This window comes from Caproicibacter fermentans (genome assembly GCF_009746625.1).
Taxonomy (GTDB): domain Bacteria; phylum Bacillota; class Clostridia; order Oscillospirales; family Acutalibacteraceae; genus Caproicibacter; species Caproicibacter fermentans.
Map to the genome: position 1 here is coordinate 34,461 of NZ_VWXL01000003.1, position 23,543 is coordinate 58,003.

General features: G+C 52.7%; 20 protein-coding genes. 15 read left to right on the forward strand and 5 right to left on the reverse strand.

Going from position 1 to position 23,543, the window contains the following annotated elements; all coding sequences use genetic code 11:
* Window positions 1–46 precede the first annotated feature (46 nt).
* The gene (locus tag CAFE_RS00475; protein WP_066643380.1) at window positions 47–1,303 is read right to left on the reverse strand and encodes a cation:proton antiporter; all 1,257 of its coding nucleotides are present in this window, start codon (window positions 1,301–1,303) and stop codon (window positions 47–49) included.
* A 259-nt stretch (window positions 1,304–1,562) separates the two neighbouring features.
* Here CAFE_RS00475 and CAFE_RS00480 point away from each other — a divergent pair, with 259 nt between their 5' ends.
* The 10 genes from CAFE_RS00480 (at window position 1,563) to CAFE_RS00525 (ending at window position 11,501) form a co-directional block, all read left to right on the forward strand.
* The gene (locus tag CAFE_RS00480) at window positions 1,563–1,769 is read left to right on the forward strand and encodes a DUF1858 domain-containing protein (RefSeq protein ID WP_066643382.1); all 207 of its coding nucleotides are present in this window, start codon (window positions 1,563–1,565) and stop codon (window positions 1,767–1,769) included.
* A gap of 46 nt (window positions 1,770–1,815) precedes the next feature.
* Window positions 1,816–2,526: a class I SAM-dependent methyltransferase gene (locus CAFE_RS00485; protein WP_156989473.1), complete on the forward strand. Its 711-nt coding sequence runs from the start codon at window positions 1,816–1,818 to the stop codon at window positions 2,524–2,526.
* 16 nt (window positions 2,527–2,542) lie between these two features.
* Window positions 2,543–3,313: a Nif3-like dinuclear metal center hexameric protein gene (locus CAFE_RS00490; protein WP_156989474.1), complete on the forward strand. Its 771-nt coding sequence runs from the start codon at window positions 2,543–2,545 to the stop codon at window positions 3,311–3,313.
* 18 nt (window positions 3,314–3,331) lie between these two features.
* Window positions 3,332–5,092: an Rqc2 family fibronectin-binding protein gene (locus CAFE_RS00495; protein WP_156989475.1), complete on the forward strand. Its 1,761-nt coding sequence runs from the start codon at window positions 3,332–3,334 to the stop codon at window positions 5,090–5,092.
* A 90-nt stretch (window positions 5,093–5,182) separates the two neighbouring features.
* Entirely contained in the window at window positions 5,183–6,721 is a 1,539-nt protein-coding gene (locus CAFE_RS00500) for an O-antigen polysaccharide polymerase Wzy family protein (protein WP_066643393.1), read from the forward strand.
* Window positions 6,718–7,935 (forward strand): glycosyltransferase, encoded by a 1,218-nt coding sequence (locus CAFE_RS00505; RefSeq protein WP_156989476.1) that lies wholly within the window; start codon window positions 6,718–6,720, stop codon window positions 7,933–7,935. The genes CAFE_RS00500 and CAFE_RS00505 overlap by 4 nt, the downstream gene beginning before the upstream one ends.
* A complete protein-coding gene (locus tag CAFE_RS00510) occupies window positions 7,932–9,098 on the forward strand; it encodes a glycosyltransferase (RefSeq protein ID WP_156989477.1) in 1,167 nt (388 codons plus the stop codon). Before CAFE_RS00505 ends, CAFE_RS00510 begins: the two co-directional genes overlap by 4 nt.
* A 26-nt stretch (window positions 9,099–9,124) precedes the next feature.
* Entirely contained in the window at window positions 9,125–10,384 is a 1,260-nt protein-coding gene (locus CAFE_RS00515; RefSeq protein ID WP_066643405.1) for a tyrosine-protein kinase domain-containing protein, read from the forward strand.
* 62 nt (window positions 10,385–10,446) lie between these two features.
* On the forward strand, window positions 10,447–11,124 hold the full coding sequence (locus CAFE_RS00520) for a DUF421 domain-containing protein (protein ID WP_066643406.1): 678 nt from the start codon (window positions 10,447–10,449) through the stop codon (window positions 11,122–11,124).
* The gene (locus tag CAFE_RS00525) at window positions 11,121–11,501 is read left to right on the forward strand and encodes a DUF4363 family protein (RefSeq protein ID WP_066643407.1); all 381 of its coding nucleotides are present in this window, start codon (window positions 11,121–11,123) and stop codon (window positions 11,499–11,501) included. The genes CAFE_RS00520 and CAFE_RS00525 overlap by 4 nt, the downstream gene beginning before the upstream one ends.
* A gap of 36 nt (window positions 11,502–11,537) precedes the next feature.
* Here CAFE_RS00525 and CAFE_RS00530 read toward each other — a convergent pair whose 3' ends face one another.
* Complete coding sequence (locus CAFE_RS00530; protein ID WP_066643409.1) at window positions 11,538–12,794, reverse strand: glycosyltransferase; 1,257 nt, start codon at window positions 12,792–12,794, stop codon at window positions 11,538–11,540.
* 396 nt (window positions 12,795–13,190) lie between these two features.
* On the opposite strand from CAFE_RS00530, the gene CAFE_RS00535 reads away from it, so the two are divergent.
* Both CAFE_RS00535 and CAFE_RS00540 read left to right on the forward strand, forming a co-directional pair.
* Window positions 13,191–14,255, forward strand: a complete 1,065-nt coding sequence (locus tag CAFE_RS00535) for a glycosyltransferase family 2 protein (protein WP_066643413.1) — start codon at window positions 13,191–13,193, stop codon at window positions 14,253–14,255.
* A gap of 18 nt (window positions 14,256–14,273) precedes the next feature.
* Window positions 14,274–15,473, forward strand: coding sequence for a glycosyltransferase (locus CAFE_RS00540; protein WP_066643415.1), 1,200 nt, complete (start codon window positions 14,274–14,276; stop codon window positions 15,471–15,473).
* Window positions 15,474–15,533: 60 nt separating this feature from the next.
* Here CAFE_RS00540 and CAFE_RS00545 read toward each other — a convergent pair whose 3' ends face one another.
* A complete protein-coding gene (locus tag CAFE_RS00545) occupies window positions 15,534–16,982 on the reverse strand; it encodes a radical SAM protein (RefSeq protein ID WP_066643418.1) in 1,449 nt (482 codons plus the stop codon).
* 348 nt (window positions 16,983–17,330) lie between these two features.
* Here CAFE_RS00545 and CAFE_RS00550 point away from each other — a divergent pair, with 348 nt between their 5' ends.
* The 3 genes from CAFE_RS00550 (at window position 17,331) to CAFE_RS00560 (ending at window position 21,007) form a co-directional block, all read left to right on the forward strand.
* Window positions 17,331–18,788, forward strand: coding sequence for a UDP-N-acetylmuramoyl-L-alanyl-D-glutamate--2,6-diaminopimelate ligase (locus CAFE_RS00550; protein WP_156989478.1), 1,458 nt, complete (start codon window positions 17,331–17,333; stop codon window positions 18,786–18,788).
* A 9-nt stretch (window positions 18,789–18,797) separates the two neighbouring features.
* Window positions 18,798–20,165 (forward strand): UDP-N-acetylmuramoyl-tripeptide--D-alanyl-D-alanine ligase, encoded by a 1,368-nt coding sequence (locus tag CAFE_RS00555; protein ID WP_156989479.1) that lies wholly within the window; start codon window positions 18,798–18,800, stop codon window positions 20,163–20,165.
* 155 nt (window positions 20,166–20,320) lie between these two features.
* On the forward strand, window positions 20,321–21,007 hold the full coding sequence (locus CAFE_RS00560) for a hypothetical protein (RefSeq protein WP_156989480.1): 687 nt from the start codon (window positions 20,321–20,323) through the stop codon (window positions 21,005–21,007).
* A 56-nt stretch (window positions 21,008–21,063) separates the two neighbouring features.
* Here CAFE_RS00560 and CAFE_RS00565 read toward each other — a convergent pair whose 3' ends face one another.
* Together CAFE_RS00565 and CAFE_RS00570 are read right to left on the reverse strand one after the other, a co-directional pair.
* On the reverse strand, window positions 21,064–21,516 hold the full coding sequence (locus CAFE_RS00565; RefSeq protein WP_228725177.1) for an asparagine synthase-related protein: 453 nt from the start codon (window positions 21,514–21,516) through the stop codon (window positions 21,064–21,066).
* A gap of 310 nt (window positions 21,517–21,826) precedes the next feature.
* Window positions 21,827–23,536: a DUF859 family phage minor structural protein gene (locus CAFE_RS00570; protein WP_156989481.1), complete on the reverse strand. Its 1,710-nt coding sequence runs from the start codon at window positions 23,534–23,536 to the stop codon at window positions 21,827–21,829.
* Window positions 23,537–23,543 lie beyond the last annotated feature (7 nt).

A 23,543-nucleotide genomic window follows, 5' to 3' on the forward strand; every position in this document is an offset into this window, starting at 1 on the left:
TCTCCGCCATTGAGGCGGAGAAGCTTTTTATGCGGTGTCTCAGCGTTTATCCTTTATCGTAATTTTCCTGAGCCTGATAATGTTCGCCGACTTTATTTTCGAACATTTCCGGAGAATTGTGCGTCAGGTCCTGGTTCCGATACACGATTTTCAGAAGAATGGGGGTCAGGATCGTCGTCAGAATCACCGTCAAAACAACGGGACCCAGATAAACGGGGGACATCATTTTCAGTGCGAATCCCTTATTTGCTACAATTAAGGCTACTTCGCCGCGGGAAATCATGCCTACGCCGATCTGGAGGCTTTCCCTTCCTGTGAACCTGCATAATCTGGCCCCCAGTCCGCAGCCGACAATCTTGGTTAAAACGGCGACGATCGTCAGCAGAACGGAAAACCATAGAATAGAAGATGACATTTCCGGTAAGGTAACGTTAATGCCGATGCTGGCGAAGAACATCGGGGAGAGAAGCGCATAGGAAACGGTGTTGAAGCGGGAAGTAATGTACTTGGTCTCCTTGGTGTTCGAAAGAATCAGGCCCGCAATATATGCGCCCGTAATATCGGCTACACCGAAAAAACGCTCTGCGCAGTAAGAAAGCAAAAGACAGAAAACGAAAGCAAGGATAACATAACGCCGCAGATCCTTGTCGCTCCGATTAATCATTTTGGTAAACAGAAGATAGAATATGTATCCCGCGACGCCCGCGAAGATAAAGAAGCCGACGATTTTCAGCAGGACGATCACGATATTGACCGAAGGATCCGCGACACTGGTGACGATAGTCAGGCAGACAATGCCGAGCACGTCGTCGATCACCGCGGCCCCGAGAATCGCGTTTCCGGACCGGGTGTTCAGCGCACCGATTTCATTCAGCGTTTCGACTGTAATGCTCACGGAGGTCGCCGTAAGAATGACTCCGATAAAAATATTCTGCAGAAACAGGCTGACGTCGACTTGGGGCAGCATGGTTTTGTTAAACATTGCCGCCACAGCGTAACCGCCGGCCAGTGGGATGAGAACGCCGACCAGGGCGATCAGAAAAGACGCTTTTCCCGTCTTTTTCATTTCCTGAAAATCGGTCTCCAGCCCTGCCGTAAACATCAGGACGATAACGCCGATTTCAGCGGTTTTTGAAATAAAATCAGTTTCCTTCAGGATGTTCAGCATGGCCGGCCCTAGAATCAGGCCCGCGAGCAGAGCGCCGACCACCTGAGGCATCTGGACTTTTCTTGTCAGCAGGCCGAAAAGCTTGGTACTGAGCAGAATCAAAGCCAAATCAAATAAAAAGTGATACGATGTCAATTTGTTTTCCTCCCGTTTTTGACAGATTTGCTAAGGCGCTAACAAGTCCAGTATACTAGCATCATTCTCAGATATCAATAAAAATGGTTGGGGATTTGTAATTTATAAACGAAAGTTTTTTTACAGGCACCCATTAATTGGTGATTGGTTGATAGGAGTATCGCCCGCCTGTAGAAAGGTATTGCAAAGATTTTGCATGGGTATTATAATAAGCGTGTCCCTTTTTTATGAATTTTACCTATTCTTGGAGGATACAACGATGACATCAATTACAAAACAGTCTTTAATCGGAGAGATTCTGGATCTTGACGAAAGCACGGTGCCCTTTTTTATGGAGATGGGAATGCATTGTCTGGGCTGTCCGGCTTCGCGCGGCGAATCGCTGGAAGAAGCCTGCGTCGTTCACGGCGTGGACGTTGAGGAAATGGTTCAGAAGCTGAATGAACACCTCGCCGCCCGCCAGTAACAGCAAACGGCCGCCCGACAGAAGCTCTGCCGGGCGGCCGTCCGGCATGTCCGGCTGCAAGCGCCCTTTGTTTTCTTTGGGAAACCGGCTCGCGCTCTGCGCTTCTCTGGTTCGCCGCGGCACAGCGCTTGCGGATGTGGGAACCGACCACGCCTATCTGCCGGTCTGGCTTGCAAAGCAGGGACTGGTCCGCAGCGCCGTAGCCGCCGATCTTCGGCCAGGTCCTCTCAGCAGAGCCCGCGCCAACATTGAACGCTACGGTGTTTCGAATGTTGTTTCGGTACGCCTTTCGGACGGTTTGGAGCAAATCGAGCCTTGTGAGGCCGAGGATATTGTCATCGCGGGGATGGGCGGCCTGATGATGGTTCAGATTCTGGAGCAGGCCCCCTGGCTGCGGGAACCGGAACGCCGCCTGATTCTTCAGCCCATGACAAAAGCGGAGGAACTGCGGACATACCTTGCCCGCGAAGGATATTTTGTACTGCGGGAGCAGGCCGTCGAAGAAGAAGGCCATGTTTACTCCGTCATGCAGGTTTCTTTCTGTCCGCGGCAGCCGCGGGAAAACGAGCTTTTTCGTTATATCGGCAGAATGACGGCGGAAACGGAGAGCGGAAAAAAGTATTTGACGATTCAAAAACGGCGCTTGGAAAAGCGTGCAAACGGGCTTCTTAAAACCGGGAGCATCCAGGAAGCGAGGCATTTTATGTCCCTTGCGGCTGAAATTGATAAAATTCTGAAATCCGAATCGGTTTCATGAGAAGAGGGGTTGCGTTATGACAACTACAGGCGATATTTATCGGTTTATCGATGGTTTTGCCCCGTTTCGCACGGCAATGAGCTTCGACAACCCCGGCTTATTGGTCGGGGATGAAAACACTGAGGTCACCGCCGCCGTCCTTTCCCTGGATATTACGCCTGAAGTCGTGTTGGAAGCATCCGGGTTGGGGGCGCAGCTGGTTATCAGTCATCATCCGGTGATTTTTCATCCGCTGAAAAAGCTGAACACAAATTCCGTGCCTTATCTGCTGGCCGGCAGTTCCATTGCCGCAATCTGCGCTCATACGAATCTCGACATGGCGCCCGGCGGCGTCAACGACTGCCTGGCCGAACGCCTCAGACTGAAAAATGTCCGCATGCTGCGCGAGAATTCGGCGTGCGGCCTCGCCGAGGCGCTTTGCGGCGAGACGGACCGGGAGTACGGTCCCCGAGAGTTTGCCGAGTTTGTAAAGAACGCGCTTGGGTGCGAGGGCGTCCGCTTTACGCACGGGAAAAGGCGGATCACCTCGGTCGGACTATGCGGCGGCGGCGGAGCCGAATATCTTTACGACGCGGCTCAGGCCGGATGCCAGGCGTTTGTCACGGGAGAATGCAAGCACAACATTCTTTTGGACGCGGAGAGCCTCGGCGTCACGATGGTTGAGGCCGGTCATTTCGAAACGGAGGATCCGGTGATTCCGTTCCTGATGCAGAAGCTTGGGGAACGTTTTCAGGATGTCAGGTTTATCCGGTCGGGTGCAATGCACGGGCCGGCACATTATCTATAACGATACGGAGGGAAAAGAATGGCACTGGACGGGGCGTTTCTGCGTCATCTGAAGCGCGAAATCGAAGAAACGGCGGCCGGAGCCAGAGTGGATAAAATTTATCAGCCAAATCGGGAAGAAATTTTGCTGATGCTGCGGACCAGGGACGGCGCGTTTCGTCTGCTTCTGTCCGCAAGGGCAGACAGCGCGCGCATTCACTTTACCCGCCATGCACCTGAAAATCCCAAAGAACCTCCGATGCTCTGCATGCTGCTGAGAAAAAAACTTTCGGGGGCGCGCCTTGCCGGCATCAGACAGCCGCAGCTGGAACGTCTTCTTTTTTTGGACTTTGACACGGTGAACGAGCTGGGCGACGCCGTCAGGCTTACCGTCGCCATGGAGGTTATGGGCCGTTACAGCAATATTATTCTGATCGACGGCGACGGCGCCATCGTCGATGCGCTGCGGAGGGTTGACGCGGGGATGACCTCCGGACGGCTGGTGCTGCCCGGCCTTCCGTACCGTTTGCCGCCGCCGCAGGACAAGCTGTGCCTGCTGTCGTCCGGCCGGGATGAGATTTTGGCCCGTCTGCGGGCGATTCCCGGGGATATGGAGCTTTCCAAGGCGCTGCTTTCCGCCCTTCAGGGCGTGTCGCCAGTCGTTTGCAGGGAACTTGCTTTTCTCACGGGGCACGGCAAAGAAATGACTCTGCGCGCAATGACGCCGGAACAATGGGATCGTCTCGCCTTTTTTCTGGAACGCGTTTCCGGCACGGTTGGGGACGTTTCCGGCGCTCCGTGGATCGCGCGTGCGTCGGACGGAAAACCGCTTGATTTCTCCTTCCTGCGGATCGGTCAATATGGCAGCGCGGCGATTGTCAGGCAGGAGGAGAGCTTTTCCGCTCTTCTCGACGATTTTTACGAGGAACGCGACCGTATCGCCCGCATGAAAGTACGGTCCCAGGACCTTTTGAGGGTTCTCACGAACGCCTCCGACCGCCTGAGCAGAAAAATCAACGCACAGCGGGCAGAGCTGGAGCAGTGTGCGAAACGGGATATTCTGCGGATATACGGCGATTTGATTAACGCCAACCTGTACCGTTTGGAAAAGGGATGGAGCTCCGCCGTACTGGAGAATTTTTATGAGGAAGGGCAGCCGAACATTACCATTACGCTGGATCCGACCCTCTCCCCGGCGCAAAACGCGCAGAAATATTACAAGGAATACCGCAAACAGCGCACGGCGGAGGAAATTCTTACCGTGCAGATTCAGCGGGCGGAGCATGAGCTTGCGTATCTGGATACGGTGTTTGAAGAGCTGAGCCGTGCCGCAGACGAGAGGGACCTGAACGAGATTCGCGAAGAGCTCGCCGGAGAAGGATATCTCCGTGTGCAGAGGGGAACGAAGCGGCGGTCTGCCGTTCAGGGGCCGATGCAGTTCGAATCTTCCGACGGGTTTCGCATTCTGGTCGGAAGAAACAACAGCCAGAACGATCTTCTCACACTCAGGCAGGCCGGCAAAAACGATCTTTGGTTCCACACAAAAAATATCCCAGGTTCCCATGTCGTCCTGTTTACTCAGGGGAGGGAGGCGACCCCCGTCGGCATTGCGCAGGCCGCTCTTCTCGCGGCCACCTACAGCCGCGGCAGGGAATCCTCCAATGTCGCGGTGGATTATACCCTTGTAAGAAATGTGTCCAAACCCCAGGGGGCGAAGCCGGGCATGGTGATTTATGTAAAAAATAAAACCGTTTTCGCAGAACCGAGCCGGGAAGCGGCGGAAAAAATGAGAGCTAAATGAATTTTCCGCCGAAAGCTGGCAATATTTCGATTTAATGGTATAATCGGTTTAGTAATGTTTTCCATATGGATAGTAAAATGGAGGAGTATCATGACGGGATTTTCGGCAAAAAGCGGCTTCAGGAATACGATCCTGTTCGGTACTACCCTGCTGCTGATGCTTACGGCAGATCTTTTGACGGCGTTCGGCGGTTTTTTTTATGAGACCGCCGCGAATCTGATGTTTGCCGCGAATATCGTAATGAATTTTGCCATTGTCTGTGATCTGATTCCCAATGTTCGGCGCGATTTTCCCTTTCTTGTCTTTGTCGGAACATACAATATTCTTTTGCTCGGACGCGTCTATGTGTCTTTTCTGGCACATTATTCTGAAATCCTTTATTATCTGGAGGCGGAAAACTTTTATAATCTGTTTGTCGCGCTCCAGGTTGTTACGCTTTGTCTCTTAAGCATTTATGCCGCTTATCGGCTGGCCGGGCCGATGTTTGCCAAACGGGAGAAATCCGTCAGAGAAAACGGCTGGGCCGCCGTGTCGCAAAACCCGCTGCTTCCGATCATCCGGCAGATCAGTACGGTTGTTCTGCTGGGCAGTTCTCTGGCTTCCTTCTATACGCTGATGGAGTCCATTCTCAATGTCCTCAGAAGCGGATATCTGGGTTCCTTCACTCAGGTTAACGCCGCAAGCATTCCATCCGCGGTCAGCCGGCTTTCCATGTTTTTTGTTCCGTCGTTTGCCGTTTTTCTCGCCACCATGCCAAGCCGGAAACAGCTTAAGCTGCCGATGGCGGTTTACGGCGTTTATCTGCTCGCAACCCTGTTTACCGGAAGAAGAAATACCTTTGTCTGCGAAGCGATTACGATTCTGATTTATTTCGTCCTTCGGGACTCGCTGAATGAGAAATCAGAGCGTATTTTTAAAAAACGGACGGTGGTCGGCGGCGGAATTCTTGCGGTCATCGCAATGTATCTGCTCCAGCTTCTGGCCGAAATTCGTGCTTACGGACTGCTGTCTCACCGGAGTTTTCTGGATACCGTGGTGAATTTTCTCTATTCCCAGGGAGCCAGCTTCCGCGTGGTTGTCCAAACGGTCAACAACTGGGATCTGTTTGATCACGGCATGACATGGAAGTACCTGTTTTATCCGTTCGAGCTGTTTGTCCATAATAATCTGATTACGAGGTCCCTGTTCGGATTATCACCGATTCTCGAAGTCCAGACCACGGCCTTTGTGGTCGGCACGCACAATTACGCCCATGCCCTGACCTATTTGGTCGATCCGCTTCGCTATCTGTCGGGCGGCGGGTTTGGAACTTCTTTTGTTGCGGAATCCTATGTCGCGTTCGGCTTTTTAGGCGTGATCATCGTTGGAGCAGGCGTGGGGCTGATCCTTCGTTTTTTTGCCTCCATGCTGACCAGGTCTTGGATCGTAATGGCTTCCTGCCTGATCGCGCTCAGGGATTTTGTTTATATTCCCCGCAGTTTTGCGTTTCTATGGGTGACAAACGTCTTTAATCTGACTTATCTTTGCTTTTACGTTGCAGTTTATCTGGCCGCACTTTTTGTTTTCCGGCTGGGGACCCACGTGCGCCCAGTAAAGCGGGCGCAGGGGCTGGGGGAGGAGCATCCGTGAAACTGCTGTTGCTTCTCACCTCGACTTTTCCGTTTGACGGCGGTGAGGAATTCCTTGAAAATGAGCTTCGCTATGCAAGCGGATTTGATAAAATTCTGGTCTGCCCCTGCGGACTGAAAGAAAACAGCGTTAAGACCCGCTCTCTGCCGCAAGGGGTTGAATGGATTCCCCTGAAGCGCGCTGCCGTCGGCAGGGCGGAATATGCGTCCCTGTTTCGGCTGCCCTGTGTTCGCGCGGAACTTTTTGATTTGATGCGCACCAAAAGGCTGTCCATAGCAAGAGCGCACGAAACGCTCTTTTTCATGAAAAACGCGATGAGCATTTTCCAGGCTCTGATTCGGGAAGAATTGATTTTGTCCGCCGATGACGTCACCGTGTACAGCTACTGGTTCTATGACGCGGCCGCGGCAGGTGCTTTGCTTGCGGAATATCTCCGTGCGAAGGGAAAAATAGCAAGACTTGTTTCACGCGCGCACGGCTTTGACATTCATGAAGAACGGAGCGCGCACCGCTATCTTCCGATGAGAAGTTATCTGCTGAAAAGCGCTTCGGCCGTTTTTCCCTGCTCCAACGAAGGCGCGGGAATTCTCAGAAGCCGTTACCCGCAGTACGCCGGCAAGGTGCGCACGGCTCATCTGGGCACGCCGGACGAGGGCTGCCGCGGAGGCTGCAGAACGGAATTCCATCTTGTCTCCTGTTCCTACATGGTTCCGGTTAAGCGCCTTCCTCTGATCGCGGAAGCGCTGCGCAAAGCTGATTTTCCGATGAAATGGACGCATATCGGCTCCGGCCCGATGGAAGGAGAGCTGAAAAGACTGGCAAAATCCCTGCCTCCCTGCGTCCGTGTGGAATTTCCGGGCGCGATGAAAAACGCGGATGTCCTGGATTTTTATAAACAGCAGGAAGTGTCCGTATTTGTCAACGTCAGCTCCAGCGAAGGAATTCCGGTTTCCATTATGGAGGCCTGTTCGTTTGGCTTCCCTGTCATTGCGACCGATGTGGGCGGAACCGGGGAAATTGTGAAAGACGGGCAGAACGGGTTCCTGCTGAAGGCGGAGTTCGATCCCTCTGAGCTTCTCGGCATGCTGGAACATGTCCGTGCCATGGAGGAAGAGAACTATGAAAAGCTCTGCGGGAACTCGCGCTCCATCTGGCGCAGTTCCTTCAGCGCCGAGAGAAATTATCCTGAATTTTATGAGGTGCTATCCCGATGAAACTGTTCTATCTGACCTTTCAGGAGGATGCTGAACTGTATTTGGGTGTGACGAGAAAAATCGAATGGCAGGTTCGCGCCTTTGAACAGCTCGGATACAAGGTTACCCATACGCTTTGGAAAAACGAATGCTTTATCTTCTTCCAGGGCGGTGAAACCCTCAGTGTTCCCGTAACGAGAGGATTCCGCAGAATGCACCGGTTTTCCCAGGCGGCGCTGGACTATTTAACCGATCATCGCTTTGACGTCGCCTATCTTCGGCTGGACCGCATCAGCTTTGACGTAATCCGCATTTGCCGCAAATTGAAAGAGAACGGGACGCGCCGCGTGATCGTGGAAATCCCGAACTATCCTTATATAATGGACTATCTGCGCAGTGTGAAGGGAGTCCGGCCGATTCAGAGGCAGGCGGTCACGCTGCTGAAAGTTCTTTGTACGGCCGCGCAGGACCGATTGGCGGGCTGCCGCCTTCGCGAATGCGCCGACGCGGCGGTTTTGATCGGCGACCGCTCGGATCGCTTTTTCGGGCTGCCGGCCGTCAATATCACCAATGGAGTGAACGTGGACGAGTTCTCTTTTGCCCGGCACCAAGGGGACAGCGGAGAAATCGTCCTCGTCGGGGTTGCCGGAACGCTCTGGTGGCAGGCGTACGACCGTGTTCTGGAGGGGATGAGGGTCTACCGGGAACGGAAAAAGCCGGAAGACCCCCGTGTCCGTTTTGTGCTGGTCGGCGGGGACCGCAAAGAAATGCCCGCTTTTCTGGAAGACGTGAGAAGCAGGGGACTTGAGGAGGATGTGGAGTGCAGGGGCTTTCTGCGCGGCGAGGAGCTGATGCGCGTGTACGCGTCGGCCGACCTCGGCGTGTCGTCGCTTGGATGTTACCGCCGCGGTCTGACCCGATGCTCTTCGCTGAAGGCGAGGGAATACTGCGCGGCGGGGCTGCCTTTTCTTTATGCCTATGAGGACGACGCGCTGGACGGAAATCCTCCGTTTGCGCTTCGTCTGCCGAATGACTCATCTGCGGTCGACATTGGCCGGACGGTAGAATTTGCGCTCCGCTGCCGGGATGACCCGTCCCTTTCCGAACAGGAAAGGGAATTCGCACGGCGGAACTATGATTGGAAAACCATTCTCGGGCAGGTGCTTGCTTTTGCGGGCGTCTGAAAAAGAAAGCATATGGGAGGATACCAATGGAACTGTTTGTTAGCTTTTCTGAAATTATGCATTTTTACAGAAAAAACTGGATGAGATTTATCCTTGTGGTTTTGGCGTTCGGCGTTGTCGGCGGCCTTTTGCCGCTGAAATTCGGACACCATGTTTACCAAAGCAGCACAACCTTTACTGTGACCTGCGGTGTGCCGAACGGAGCAGACAGCGACTATCATCTTCAGTATACCAATATTCTTTACAGCCGTGTTCAGAGCGCCGTTCCGCTGGCTTCCGGCGACGACCTTCTGGCTCAAACCGCCGAAAAAGTCGGAGTTGACAAGTCGGAAATCGCAAAAATAACGGCAGAAATGGAAAATTCTTCTCCGGTGGTTAAATTGACCGTAAGCACTACCAACGCGGCGAAGGCCGCCCAGATTTCCGACACCGCGGCCGAACTGCTCATGGAGGAACTGGTACAGCATTTTCCGGACCCGGTTCTGACCGCGGGCATCAGCGACCATGCCGAGCAGGTGAAGCCCCAATCGATCAAATCCTCCATGGTGAAAGCCGGATTTCTGAGCGCTGTTCTTGGATTTATCGTATTTGTCTGCTTCGGAATTCTGGCGGTCCTGAGCGATAAGACAATCCGGAACAGCAGATTTGCGGAGGAAATGCTGAAAGTGCGCTTGCTTGCGGAGATTCCGCAGGAGTTAAGGGACAGGGGAAACTCACTTCGCTCTCTTCGTTCCGCTGCCCTGAACTCGTGCGGAGAGAACCGCAGCTTTCTTGTGGCGAATGTGTGCGAGCACAACGGAGGAGATCAGGTCGCGGCCGGATTTTCCGCCGCTCTTTCCATGACGGGAAAATCTGTTCTTCTGGTGGACTGTGACCTTCGCAGCCCGAAGTTAGCTTCTCAGCTGAAAATCAAGCCCGAAAAAACGCTGAATGAGGTTTTAAAAGGTGACTGCAGTTTACAGCAGGCCGTTGTTCCGGTTCAGAAGACAACCGGCCTCAGTCTTGTCTCCGGTTCGCCGGTTTCCGGAGTCAATCCGTCCGACCTTTTTTCCACAGAAGGTTTTTTGAAATTTGCGGAAGAAGCGGCGGCATCCTACGACTATGTGGTTTTTTATGCTCCCTCAGAGATTCGCTTTTCGGATGCGGAAAGTCTTGCCCCGTATGCCCGGTCGGTCATTCTTACCGCAAAATACGGTTCCACGCCTTTTAACGATTTGAAAGAATCCTGCAGCCGCATCTCAGCGGCAGGGGGTGATGTGATCGGTTTTGTAACGACCAACGCCTGAGTGTCCGCGCCGGGCGATACATAATGTGGAATCTGCCGTTTATACTAACTGCGGTGATAAGAATGACAATTTCTTTTATCCGCACATTAATGTTGTATGCGGTGGTTATTTTGGCGGTGCGCCTGATGGGAAAACGGCAGATCAGCGAACTGCAGACCAGTGAACTGGTTGTAACTCTGCTGATATCGGATATTGCTTCCATACCGATGCAGGATTCCGGGCAGCCGCTTGCCAGCGGACTGATTCCGATCGCAGCGCTGGTTATGTTTGAAATCGTCATTTCCGCGCTGATGCTGAAAAATGTAAAATTCCGCAAGCTTGTCTGCGGCAAGCCGATCATTGTCATAAACAACGGTGTAGTTCAGCAGAATGAGATGAAACGCCTGCGAATGACGACGGAAGACCTGAGTGAGCAGCTTCGGCAGAAAAACGTGTTCAGCATTCAGGATGTTGCCTATGCGATTGTTGAGACCAACGGCAAGATGAGTGTGATCAAAAAACCGGAAAAGGAACAGCCGACGGCAGGGATGCTGGCGGTTCCTCTTCCGGACAACGGGATTGAGACCGTTGTGGTCAGCGACGGCGTTATTTCAGATTTTTCGCTGCAGCTATGCCAAAAAAATAAAGACTGGCTTGACGGCGTCCTGCGGGGACAGCATCTTTCCACCGAGGATGTTTTTCTTATGACTGCCAATACCAAGGGCGACTTTTTCATTGTGAAAAAGGAGGAGGGAAAGTGAAACGCGTCTGGATTTCACTGGGCATTTTTATTGTTCTTACAGGCGTTTGTATCCTGGGGACCATCTATACCAATCAAATCAGCACCCGGATGATTCAAACCGTTACGGAGGCAAAAAGCGCGGAACTGCGCGGAGAAACCGAAACAGCGGTTCAGCTGAGCCGCAAAGCAGGGGACGACTGGCGCTCCATGCACACGGTTCTTTGCACTTATATGCCTCACTCCAAACTTGAGGCAATCGATCAGACGCTGGCCGGGCTGCCTATGCTCTGCCAGTACGGAGGCACGGAACAGTTCCTTGCGGACTGTGATCGCAGCATCGAGCAGATTTCCTATTTGAATGAGTCCGAAATTCCAAGTATCGCAAATATATTTTAATAAAAAGACTCCGCCGATCGGCGGAGTCTACATACGTTAAGGATTTTTGGCGGATATTTCAGCCGCGAAGTTCGAATAGTTCTGTTCGGAGCAAAAATTTTCAGTCCACAGGCCGCGGCTTGCGTTGCGCATTTTCTTGCGTGCTTCCGGCGGCATCCGGCACAGTAATTCTATTTTGCCGGCGAGTTGTTCCGGGCTGAAATCAGCCGGAAGAAGCCAGCCGTTCTGATCAGGCCTTACAATTTCCACCGTGCCGCCCACGTCGGTCGCAATGACGGGGATGCCGAAGGATATGGCTTCCATAATACTGACGGGCAGCCCTTCGGAACTGCTGGTATTCACAAAACAGTCGATCGGCGTTTTTTTGTAATACTCCATCAGGCTGGCATTGCCGGTTTCGCCCTCAAAACGGCATTCCATGAAACTCAGATTTTCTTTCGCGTAGTTTTGAAGGCCCTCGAGTCCCTCGCCGCCCCCGAAATGCGTCCATTTCAGTTTCAGGCCGCTTTCCTTCAGCGTCGCAAGAGAGCGGGCGAGCAGGTCGACCCGTTTCACCGGGGAGATGTGACAGCAGCTGACCAGGTGAAAGACATCGCTTTCCTTTTCGGGTGAAACGCCGTGATCCCGGGTTCCCAAATAGGCCGTTCGAATTTTTTTGGAAAATTGCGGGTGCCGCTCAACAAGATAGTTTTCACCGTCCACAGAACAGGGATAAACCTTGTCCAGATTCTGGAGAAGGTACTCACGCATCGGAAGGAATCCGGACGGGTTTTGTTCCGCGTAAAGATCATAGCGGTGCGCGCGGCTGACCGCACGGCTGTTTTTCAAGCCGAATTCCCGTTTCAGGTTCGCCGCCGCCAGGGCGGTGTCATAAAGCCAGTAGCTGTAAAAGGTGACGCCGTCATAAGAGTCCAGATGCTTGTCGAACAATATTTTTCGGCATCTTTTGTATACCTGCCCGGCCTTTGCCAGAAAGTACAGGCAAAACAGCTTTCTTCGAAAGGACTCTTTCGCTTCTTTGCGGTCGAGCCCCGAAACAACCGCCGGGAGGGGAAGCAAAAAGGAGCCGGCAAGGGATGGCAGAAGAGAACGGCGAATTCCGGAAGCGCGCAGAGCGTGAATCTCCACGTTGTCCGGAACCGGCCGGGTCTGTTCGCCCCGGTCGGAAACCGAGGTTGCAATTAAAACAACGTGCCGAAACGTTTTGGCGAGGATAGGAATTTCATTTTCTATAAATTCCTCTCCGGAATCAAACGGATATTTTTTTGTCAGCAATACCAGACAATAATTCATAAAAATCTCTCTCCAATGATGTCTATCGCATCCCATAAAGCATAGCATAGACCGCATCCAATTTCAACCTTCGAGGGGAGAATACAGCAGGCGTTTACTTGTAATTCGGAGCGGTCAATGCTATAATAATCCAAACTGAAAATAATTCAGGAAAAGATTACTGACAGTCGTGCGGCAGAGCGCGGCGGGGGAGGAACAGTATGAAATTTCTGAGGACCGGATCGGCGGCAATTCCCGGAATCCTGAAGGTAGAAGTCCGGGGAGTTTCTTTGCCCGCGGATTGTTCAAAGCGGGCGGCTTCCTGCCCGCGGAAGTACGTACAAAGCCGCTGAGTCCAAATATGATTGCCGCTGTGATGATTCCGAATTTCCGGCGGAAGAATACGAGGGATAAACAGTGCCAAAAATCAGTGTGATCGTACCGATCTATAATGTGGAAAAATATCTGGAGCGCTGCGTCGGCAGCATCCTGAATCAGACCTTTTCCGACTTTGAAGTCCTTTTAGTTAACGATGCTTCCACCGACCGCTCGCTGGAAATTGCCCGGAAGTATTCCAGGGACGGACGCGTCCGTGTGTTGGACAAACCCCACAGCGGGCTGGGGAATACGAGAAATTACGGCGTGGAACACGCCGGGGGGGACTATCTGCTGTTTGTCGATTCCGATGACTGGATCGACGAAAACATGCTGAAAAATCTATATTCGGCCGCGGTCGAATATCAGGCGGATCTTGTGCTTTTTAACTTTATCCGGGAAAATCTTCAGGACGGTGAACAGCGCGTCTGCAAGCTTCCTATCAATTATCCGGAATTCGGCGACGAAGTAAAGGAACTTCTGATTACGGAACTGGTCGGGCCGGACCGTGAAGACAGCGCCTGGCGCCACGTGGAAATGCTGGGCTGTGCCTGGCGCCGCATGTATCTGCGCAGCTGGTACCTTGAGAACGGGATCCGGTTTGGCGACGAACGGGAAATCATGCTGGAGGATATGCAGGCGTCCGTCATGGCGCATTGTGCCGCGGAACGCCTTCTGGTTGTAGGCGGAGCTTATTATCATTACCGCTACAATCCGGACTCGCTCAGCACGCGCTATCGTCCGCACAAAATGGAGATGATGACCCAGTGCTATTCGGTTATCCGCAGGATCCTGACGGAACAGGGACTGTATGAGAGGTACGCAAAAAGGCATCTTGCGTGGTTTTTGCGCTCTGCGGTCCACTCGTCCCTGATCAACTGCTTTTCTCCAAAAAATCCCGCCGGATTTTTAATGAGATATCGCGAAATTCGCTCGATCCTGAAAAATCCGTATGCAAGGGAAGCTGTTCATTCCGATTACCTGAAATACGGAAGCAGGGCCGACCGAATCATTCTGGCGGTTATCCGGTCCGGGTTTACGCCCCTTGTCTATCTGTTTTACAGCGCGTATTCACGCGTATTAATGGGAGATACCCGAAAAAAATAAATCCTTGGGAGTTTTACCATGCCTGAACGGAAGAAAATCCTTTTTGTCAACTACAGTCTGCACAGCGGCGGAATCGAAAAAAGCCTGGTAACGGTGTTGTCACTGTTTGATGATAAAAATTATGAGGTGGATCTGCAGCTGTTCGCCAACGAGGGACTGTTTTTCAGCCGTGTACCGGAAAAGGTCCATGTTTTGCCGCCGCTGTTTCCGCGGGAATACCGGCTCAATATCCGCAAAGCGTTTCCGACTCTCGTTTTCAGCGGACACCCGCTTCTGGCTTTTTGCCGTCTGCTGGTCAGCCTCGCCGGGCTTCGCGGCACGATGGGGGAACGGCTTTCAAGAATGTGGGAAATTGAGCGGCGTTTTGTCCGCCCGGCCGGGGAGCGGTATGACGCGGTCGTCGCGTTTATGGAAGGGCAGCCGCTTTATTACGCCGTCGAGAAAGTGAATGCGGGCGTAAAAATCGGATTCATTCACGGCGATTATACGGCAATGGGCCTTTGCAGGAATTTCGACCTTCCTTATGTTGCAAAGTTGGACGCGCTCTGTACGGTGTCGGAATCCTGCAAAACGGCTCTGGAAAAAACTTTCCCCGGTTATTCTGAAAAATTCCACGTGATTTACAATATTATATCCTCGAATTTTCTGCGCTCCATGGCGGAAAGAGAAAAGGGATTCGACGATGGATACGCCGGAATCCGGGTACTGTCCATTGCGCGGCTTTCTCATCAGAAGGGGCTTGATCTGGCGATGCCTGCCGTCGTTGCTTTGAATCGGAAAGGGACTCGCCTGCGGTGGTATGTGATCGGTGTCGGACCGGAGGAGGAAAGCCTGAAACAGCAGGCGGCTCAGCTTGGAGCGGAGGATTGCGTCGTTTTTCTGGGAGAGCGCGGCAACCCTTATCCCTTTGTCAGGGAATGCGACATTTATATGCAGCCGTCGCGTTTCGAAGGGAAAGCCATTGCCGTAGACGAGGCGATGGTGCTTTGCCGTCCGATTTTGCTCACGGATTTTTCCACCGCCTCCGACCAGATCACCTCGGGTGAAAACGGGCTGATTGTGCCGATGACGACCGAAGGAGTGGAACAGGGTCTGGAAAGCCTTGCAAAGGATGGAGAACTGCGGGAAAAATACGCGCGGGCGCTGTCCGGGTGTGATTTCACCAATGAAGACGAGATTAACAAGCTTTATGCTTTGATAGAAAACGGAAAGCAATAAAACAGCATAAGGGAAGGGACTGTCTCATCGCGAAACAGTCCCTTTCGTATGAAGATTCTATCACATGGATACCTTAATCTTTTTTCTGCTTTCCTTTTCCTGAACTTTTTTTTCAATCTGGGCTTTCTGCTGCGCTTCCCGATCCGCTTTCCAGTCCGCCCGTTCGCGGCCTTCGCTGTTTTCCCAGATTTCCTTTGCGACGGGCGCCCATGCCTTTGCTGATTCCACACATTTTTCCGTCAGCTGATCCACGTTTTCGGGGTGAGCCAGATCCGTGGAGACCGCTCCGGATTTTTTCACGATTTGCGAAAGCCTGCCCGGGTTGTCGAGCAGCGGGCACGGACGGAGCTGGTTCCGGTTAAACGGCTGGTTTCTGCGGTACTGCATGAACAGCGGCGACCGGTATGCCTCCAGTAATGTCTTTTCATGAATGTTGGAGTCCGCGTAATGGATAAAGGCGCAGGGTTCGATATCGCCGTTCGCGTTGATATGAAGATACTGCCTCCCTCCCGCGATGCATCCGTTGACAAATTCTCCGTCGTTCCAAAAGTCCAGTGTGAACAAGGGCTTTGTTCCGCGGAACTTCCGCACCTGATCGTACATGAATTTGCGCTGGTCCGCCGTTGCCATGAGCTCCGGCTTGGCGTCCACTCCGACCGGCATGTAAGTGAACAGCCAGGCGAATTTGCATCCCAGCTCGATCAGATGATCGAAATATTCCTCGCTGCCGATGGTTTCCGCATTCTGCCGCGTATAGCACAGCGAAGCGCCGAACGGAAGCCTTTTGCCTTTGAGAAGCTTCATCGCGCGGATGACGGCCTGATAGGTCCCCTCTCCGCGGCGAAAATCAGTTTCCTTCTCAAATCCCTCAATACTGATGGCGGGAACAAAATTCTTGACCCGCAGCATTTCGTCTGCAAATTGCTCGTCAATCAGAGTTCCGTTGGTAAAAGCCAGGAACTCACAGTCGTTGTGTTTTTCACACAGCCTGATGATATCGTCTTTTCTTACCAGCGGCTCTCCGCCGGAGAAAATATACATGTATGTGCCCAGTTCCTTCCCCTGGCGAACAATGTCGTCCAGAGTATCAAAACTCAGGTTCAGCCGGTTTCCGTATTCCGCCGCCCAGCACCCGATGCAGTGCAGATTGCAGGCGGAGGTCGGATCCATGAGGATGGCCCATGGTATGTTGCAGTCGTATTTTTCCACGAGCTTGTTTTTTTTCTGACTGCCCAGAATGGCGGAATTGATCAGAAAATTCTCAAAAGTTTTTCTCCGGACGCTTTCGTCTATATCGGAATAAAGGCTTAGGATAAGACGGTTCCAGTTATTCTCCGGATCCTTAATAAAGCCGTCAACCATTTCATACGCGCTTTGGTAAAGGCCGTCCCGATCGAATTTTTTCAGCCAGCCGATCAGCTTCGGCACATTTTCCTCCGGATTGCTGTCCAGGTAGTTCAGCACTTTTTTCAATCCGTAGGACTCCAGCTTCTCGTTTACAGTACCCATAAAGATCTGCTTCCTTTCCTCATAATCGGCCTGCAAGGGTAAAACTTAATTATAAAATAACACGAAATCAATCGACTTGTAACCATACAATTTTATGACAGAGTAAAAAAATCATACAAAATAAGGAAAGTGTCGGGTGAATATTTTTCCTCAGTACAAGCTGAAACATCAGATGGATTTTTCCTTTCTGTAAACATTTTTCCGTATGATTTATTCATACTAATACCGAAGAAGTTCTTGGATGATACAGCTTTTGCAAACTGGCGGGGAATATTGACACAGCCATTTTCTTACGGTATAATTCAGGAAATTTCATCCATAAAACAATATGACAGCGGAGGCGTTTTCATGCTTTTGGCGGATTTAATCCGGGATCTGGACTTTACCTGTTCCGGGCGCACGGATCTGGAAATAACGGATGTGGTTTATGATTCGAGACAGGTGAAACGGGGGAGCCTTTTTATCTGCCTGTGCGGGTCTGCGGTCGACAGCCATCAATTTGCGGGAACAGCGGCAAAGGCCGGCGCTGCCGCGATTGTAGCACAGCGCCCGGTTGAGGCCGGCGGTGCGAGCGTCGTTATGGTGCCGGACACGCGCCTTGCCATGGCGCTGATTTCCGCGGCATGGTTCGGGTATCCGGCGCGCGAAATGACGGTTGTGGGGATTACGGGAACGAAAGGAAAGACCACCGTTTCCTATATGGTCCGGTCGATTCTGGAAACAGCCGGAATCAAGACCGGCGTCATCGGCACAATCGGAGCGGTGATCGGGGACCGGGTGATCAAAACGGACAACACGACCCCCGAATCCTATGAAATCCAGTCGTATCTTCGATGGATGGCGGATGAAGGCTGTAAGGCGGTTGTCATGGAGGCATCCTCCATCGGGCTGAGAGGACATCGCTTATCCGGAATCCGATTCGATTACGGGGTATTCACCAATTTTTCTCCGGACCATATCGGCGGCAATGAGCACAAGGACCTTGCGGAATACATGGCCTGCAAACGTCTGTTGTTCCGTATGTGCAAGATCGGGGTGATCAATGTGGACGATGAGAACTGGAGCGGGATCGTGGAAGGGCATACCTGTGCGCTGGAAACTTTCGGCTTTTCGCCGAAGGCCGAGCTGATTGCGGAAAAGGAAGAGCTTGTTTCGCGCAAGGGGTTTCTGGGGGTCAGGTTCAACCTTTCCGGAAGGCTGAATTTTTCCGGCGTGGAAGTCGGGATTCCGGGCAGGTTCAGCGTTTACAACGCGTTGGCGGCCGTAGCCGTCTGCCTGCACTTTCCGGTTACGGAACAGAATATCCGCGACGGGTTGGAAAACGTAAAAGTCTGCGGACGTGTGGAGCCGGTCAAGGTTCCCGGTAATTACACCCTTCTCATCGACTACGCCCACAATGCTCTCGCAATGAGAAATATTCTGGAAACCCTGCGGGAATATCACCCGAAAAGGCTTGTCTGCATGTTCGGCGCGGGCGGAAACCGCGCGCGTTCCCGCAGGTTCGAAATGGGGGAGGAAAGCGGAAGGCTTGCGGACCTGTCCGTTTTAACGGCGGACAATTCACGCGACGAGGACGTGATGGACATCATTGCCGACATTCGCACGGGAATTGACAAAACCGGAGGAAAATACGTCGTCATCCCAGACAGGAAACAGGCGATCAAATACTGTATGGAAAACGCTCAGGACGGCGACGTGATTGTTCTTGCCGGAAAGGGGCATGAGGATTATCAGGAAATTAAGGGCGTCAAGTATCATTTGGATGAGCGCGAGGTCGTTGCCGATATTCTAAACGGAAAGCTGTGAGGGGATTCTATGAAAATGACGGTTTCTGAAATGGTATCGGCGTGCGGAGGCCGGCTACTCTGCGGCAGCCCGGCCGCCGAAGTGACGTCGGTTTCAACGGACAGCCGCGAAGTTGCCCCGGGGGCGCTGTTTGTCCCGATCTGCGGCGAGCGGGTGGACGCACATGAATTCATCCCCTCCGTTCTGGAAGCGGGCGCTGCGGCTGTTCTGACCCAGGAGCATCAGTCGGCGGGCGGTCCGGGCGCCTGGATCGCCGTCGGCGACACGAAGGACGCGCTCCAGCGCATCGCCGCCGAGTACAGAAAGCGATTTTCCCTGCCGGTTGTCGGCGTCACGGGCAGCGTGGGGAAAACGTCCACGAAAGAAATGGTGGCCCTGGCTCTTTCGGCGGGGCTGAATGTGATGAAAACCCGCGGGAACAACAACAGCCAGGTCGGGGTTCCTCTGACGGTGTTCCGCCTTTCCGAAGAATACGGCGCCGCGGTCGTCGAAATGGGGATGAGCGAATTCGGGGAAATGAGCCGGATTACGGAAATCGCCGCGCCGGATTATGCGGTGATGACAAACATCGGCGTTTCCCACATCGAGCATCTGGGAAGCCGCCGGAATATCTTGGCGGAGAAACTGCATATCACCGACCGGTTTCATCCGGGTTCCGTACTGTTTTTAAACGGGGACGATGAAATGCTGCGCGGCCTTGCCGGAACTCTTCCTTTTAAAACCGTTTTGTTCGGAACGGGAGAAGACTGCGACTTTCGGGCGGAGGGAATCGAAGCCGCGGGGGAGTCGACCCGTTTCCAATACATGGCTCCGAATGGAGAGGCGGGAGAGGTATCGCTTCCCATGATCGGAACGCACCATGTTCTCAATGCGCTTGCGGGACTTGCCGTTGCCGATCAGCTCGGCGTACCGCTGGCCGATGCCGCGGCGGCACTTTCAAACTATCGCGCGCCCGCCATGAGGCAGCAGCTCCGCCGTGCAAACGGCATAACCATCCTGGACGACAGTTATAATTCAAGTCCGGATTCGACAAAAAGCAGCCTTGGGGTTCTGAAATCCCTGAAAAGCGGAAAGCGGGTGGCCGTGCTGGCCGATATGCTGGAGTTGGGCAGCTATTCCGCCGAAGCACACCGGAATGTGGGCGAATTCGCCGCGAATTCCGGCGTAGACGTACTCATCACTGTTGGAGAGCGTGCCGCCCTCATGACGGAAGGAGCGCGAGCCGTCCGCTCCGACATGGATTGCCGCGTATGCGGCGATAACCGTCAGGCCTGCGAAGCGCTGAAAACATTACTGAGGCCCGGTGATTCCGTTCTTATTAAGGGCTCCCGTTCCATGCACACCGAAGAGATTGTCGCGTTTCTTCTTCATGAATAGGTAAATATTACAAAAACTATTTCCTTTTCTTTGTAAAGATATTACAAATTTGTTCCTGCATGTCCTTTTTCTGTTGCAGCTGTTACCTTTATGTGATATTATGTTACTAAATTGTAACAGTTGTTAAAAGTTCGTAATCGGAAGAAGGATGCGCCATGAGATCAAAACGGGGATTTGTTTTTGTTGCCGCGCTCTTGATGAATTTTGCCTTGTGGGGCGTTTTGGCTTTTCAGGCGGTGCCCGCGTCGGCCGCGGAGGCAAAGACGGGCGTCGGTCTGTCGGAACATGTTCTGAAGGCCTATCAGGAAGGATGGAAATACCAATACGGGGACTATGGCCAGTATATCGACGGATCCCGTTCCACCGACTGTTCCGGTCTGGTCAAATCCTATCTTTGGTGGCAGGGTGATGACTGTGACCCGGATCCGGGGCTGATTTCCGTTGCCGGCAGTTCGACTTCCATGCTCGCCTCAGCGAAAGTGAAAGGCAGCATCGATCTGGCCGATGCTGCCACACTGCCGCGCATTCACGGACTGATTCTTTACAGCCCGGGTCACGTAGGAGTTTATGTGGGAGGAAATAAATCGGTGGACAACCGTTGTTCCGGAAAGAACATGAAATACGGCAGCGTGATCGGCGGCAGTTATCACTGGACCAAATGGTTTAAACTTCCTCAAATCAGTTACCCGGAAAATGGGTTCGTCACCTTTGAAGGGGATCAGTATTATTATGAAAACGGACAATATATAGTCGGCACGTCGCGTACGATCGACGGGGTGACTTATACGTTTGACGAATCGGGAGTCATGGTGGCATCTGAGCCGGATTTCGCCAAACAGTAAATGACAGAGCAAAATTAGTTACCTGCCGGGTTTTTACCCCGGCAGGTTTTTTAAGGTTATAATTCGATTTCAATTTCATATTTTTTCATCCAATAGTTGATCTGCAGAAGATATGCCATCATCTGCGGCCCCGCCATCAGCTGCCCGAACCACGGTTTCCCGTAATCCGATTTTTCACTTAGCATTTGCTCAACCGCCGCGGAATTCACCAGAAGATGAAGCGGCTCCTCCGGATCTTTCATCACTAGGTCCAGTCTGCGGCGGAGAATTCGTTCATATGCGGGGTTATGCGTTTTCGGGTAGGGGCTCTTCCGGCGTGTGCGGACGTCTTCAGGCAGCCAGGGGCGGGCGGCGTCCCGCAGAAGACCCTTCACGACATTGTCGGGACATTTGTAGCTCCAGGGGGCGTTGAAAACATACTCCACAATCCGGTGGTCCGCATAGGGGACGCGGACCTCAAGTCCGCTTGCCATGCTCATGCGGTCTTTGCGGTCCCATAGAGTTAAGATTTGCTAAGTAAGTAAAAATTTAACAGTTTGTCCATGCAAACGCCGCCATTCCTGAAGTTTTGATTCCTAAAACCAATCCCCTGTTGTGGACAAACGAGCATGTCCTCCAAATGCTTTGATTCACAGTACCGAACGAACCCGCAAAATCCTATCAAAGGTAGTATAGCTCTGAAAGGCAGGAACATCAAGTGGATGCGAAAGAATCGCCGGATGGAATTTTCTACATAATTTTGACGGACTTCACCCGCATTGTTCTAAAGGGCAAAAATCAGGTGTTCCATCTGCAATATTGCGCTTTGCTTTTCAGCTGTTACGATCCATAGATTGCGAGCCAGTGGATTCCCCAGTTTACACCTGAGGATGTGACCTCATTGGTGATTTTGACTGTGAACCCGGTCGTACTTGTGCTTTTGATGACGCAGTAGCCAAAGCCGTTCGTGTTGAACGACGTCAGAACATACGGAACCACCGGTAAAGTCGTTCCGAAGCTGATGTTGATATCCGCCGAGTAGTAGATGGAACCGTAGGCCGTCTGTGTGGCAGTGGTCCCGGAAGCCGCGCCGCGCAGAATGTGCAGCCCGCCCACGGTATCGGCGCTGGGATGATAACCGTCGTTGTAGGCTTTGGAACCGGAGATATAAACGTCGCCGCTGACGTCCAGCGCCCCGTTTTCCGGGATTTTGTTGATGCCGATCTGTCCGTCGCGGATGGAAAAGACCGGCTTTGCCGTAGGCAGCAGGGCCGGTTGTGTGGTTGAAGTATAATAGTCGGAGGCCACGATCTCAAAGTTGAACGACGAGTTGATATTGAAGTTCCCGATGCTGGCATTGAACGAGAAATCGCCGCCGCTCACGGTCGGCGTGACGGTAACGTAATTGCTCCATGTGCTGGAAGAAGTTGTCTTGTACCGGTATTTCAGGGAATACTGGCTTTTCATTACCATGTAGGCCGCGTATGTCCCGGCGCATTCCAGCACCGTTCCGGCTTCGATGTTGTTCACGCGCGAGAGTGAAACGGAAGAAATCACCGGCGGGGAATAGGGAATGGTTGAAATTGCTGCGCTCTGCTGAGCAGTGTTGCCCCGGCTGTCCACGACGGTCACGATCAGACTGTCGCTCGCAGGTACGGTGCCGAAGCTGATGACATTGGAACTGCTCGTTACCGTCTTGGAGCCGTACTGTATTCGGTAGGAAGAAACCGTCGCGTAATTCTGTGCCGCCGCGCCGGTCACGGTCACCCGGAGATTCGATTTTGTCTGGACGATCTGGGAAGAATCGCCTGTCAGCGCGACGGTATTGGAATCCACATCGGCATAGGAAAAATTGGTGAACGACGGATTGCTGTTTACCACATGGGCCGTAATTCCCAGTTCCGTGTATCCGACCACGCTGCCGCCCGCGTCGTAGGTGATGAGTCGCAGCGTGCCGGTTCCGGTGTTCGTGTTCGGAATCTGCTGGTACATGGCCGAGGCCCACCCAGAGGTGTTCCAAACATAGCTGTCGGTAATATCGTAGGTGATCGTTGTAGCATAGCCGCCGAAATACAAATTCAAGGCATGTGTGAAGGAAATACTCCTCCGGTTCGTGTAGATTGTAATGGAACTTCCGATATTGAAAGAACCGGAGGATGCCGTGATTTGGCTCGCCCTTGGAATCGTTGTCAGTGTGATGTTCTGGGAAACGCTGAGATTTTCCAGCTTTGAGGTGACGCTGGAACTGAAGAATCCGGCGATGTTGACAATTTTGGTACCGTCGGCATTGTGCACGACGGTTGCGGTAACGGTGCTGCCAATCTGTATCCAGCTCGACCCGATGGTGAAGCCCGCCGTGTATGTCATAGCCCGAGCGCCGTTGATATTAATATACGCGGTACAGGAATCGGCATACGACGGTCCGTAGCTGTCGCGGTGAACATACAGGGAAGCGGTGATCGTCGACGTGTTCGCGGAGATATTCTGGGTGTAGGAATACACAACCTTAATCTGCGATCCGTTCTGCAGGGCGCTTACGATTTCACTCATACGGTTT

What these genes read in the sequence shown, in the direction of transcription:
- CAFE_RS00560 (WP_156989480.1), top strand. Translation starts at nt 20,321, where the DNA reads ATGAGATCAAAACGGGGATTTGTTTTTGTTGCCGCGCTCTTGATGAAT.
- CAFE_RS00540 (WP_066643415.1), top strand. Translation starts at nt 14,274, where the DNA reads ATGCCTGAACGGAAGAAAATCCTTTTTGTCAACTACAGTCTGCACAGC.
- CAFE_RS00520 (WP_066643406.1), top strand. Translation starts at nt 10,447, where the DNA reads ATGACAATTTCTTTTATCCGCACATTAATGTTGTATGCGGTGGTTATT.
- CAFE_RS00490 (WP_156989474.1), top strand. Translation starts at nt 2,543, where the DNA reads ATGACAACTACAGGCGATATTTATCGGTTTATCGATGGTTTTGCCCCG.
- CAFE_RS00550 (WP_156989478.1), top strand. Translation starts at nt 17,331, where the DNA reads ATGCTTTTGGCGGATTTAATCCGGGATCTGGACTTTACCTGTTCCGGG.
- CAFE_RS00530 (WP_066643409.1), bottom strand. Translation starts at nt 12,794, where the DNA reads ATGAATTATTGTCTGGTATTGCTGACAAAAAAATATCCGTTTGATTCC.
- CAFE_RS00480 (WP_066643382.1), top strand. Translation starts at nt 1,563, where the DNA reads ATGACATCAATTACAAAACAGTCTTTAATCGGAGAGATTCTGGATCTT.
- CAFE_RS00510 (WP_156989477.1), top strand. Translation starts at nt 7,932, where the DNA reads ATGAAACTGTTCTATCTGACCTTTCAGGAGGATGCTGAACTGTATTTG.
- CAFE_RS00570 (WP_156989481.1), bottom strand. Translation starts at nt 23,536, where the DNA reads ATGAGTGAAATCGTAAGCGCCCTGCAGAACGGATCGCAGATTAAGGTT.
- CAFE_RS00495 (WP_156989475.1), top strand. Translation starts at nt 3,332, where the DNA reads ATGGCACTGGACGGGGCGTTTCTGCGTCATCTGAAGCGCGAAATCGAA.
- CAFE_RS00500 (WP_066643393.1), top strand. Translation starts at nt 5,183, where the DNA reads ATGACGGGATTTTCGGCAAAAAGCGGCTTCAGGAATACGATCCTGTTC.
- CAFE_RS00485 (WP_156989473.1), top strand. Translation starts at nt 1,816, where the DNA reads ATGTCCGGCTGCAAGCGCCCTTTGTTTTCTTTGGGAAACCGGCTCGCG.
- CAFE_RS00515 (WP_066643405.1), top strand. Translation starts at nt 9,125, where the DNA reads ATGGAACTGTTTGTTAGCTTTTCTGAAATTATGCATTTTTACAGAAAA.
- CAFE_RS00555 (WP_156989479.1), top strand. Translation starts at nt 18,798, where the DNA reads ATGAAAATGACGGTTTCTGAAATGGTATCGGCGTGCGGAGGCCGGCTA.
- CAFE_RS00545 (WP_066643418.1), bottom strand. Translation starts at nt 16,982, where the DNA reads ATGGGTACTGTAAACGAGAAGCTGGAGTCCTACGGATTGAAAAAAGTG.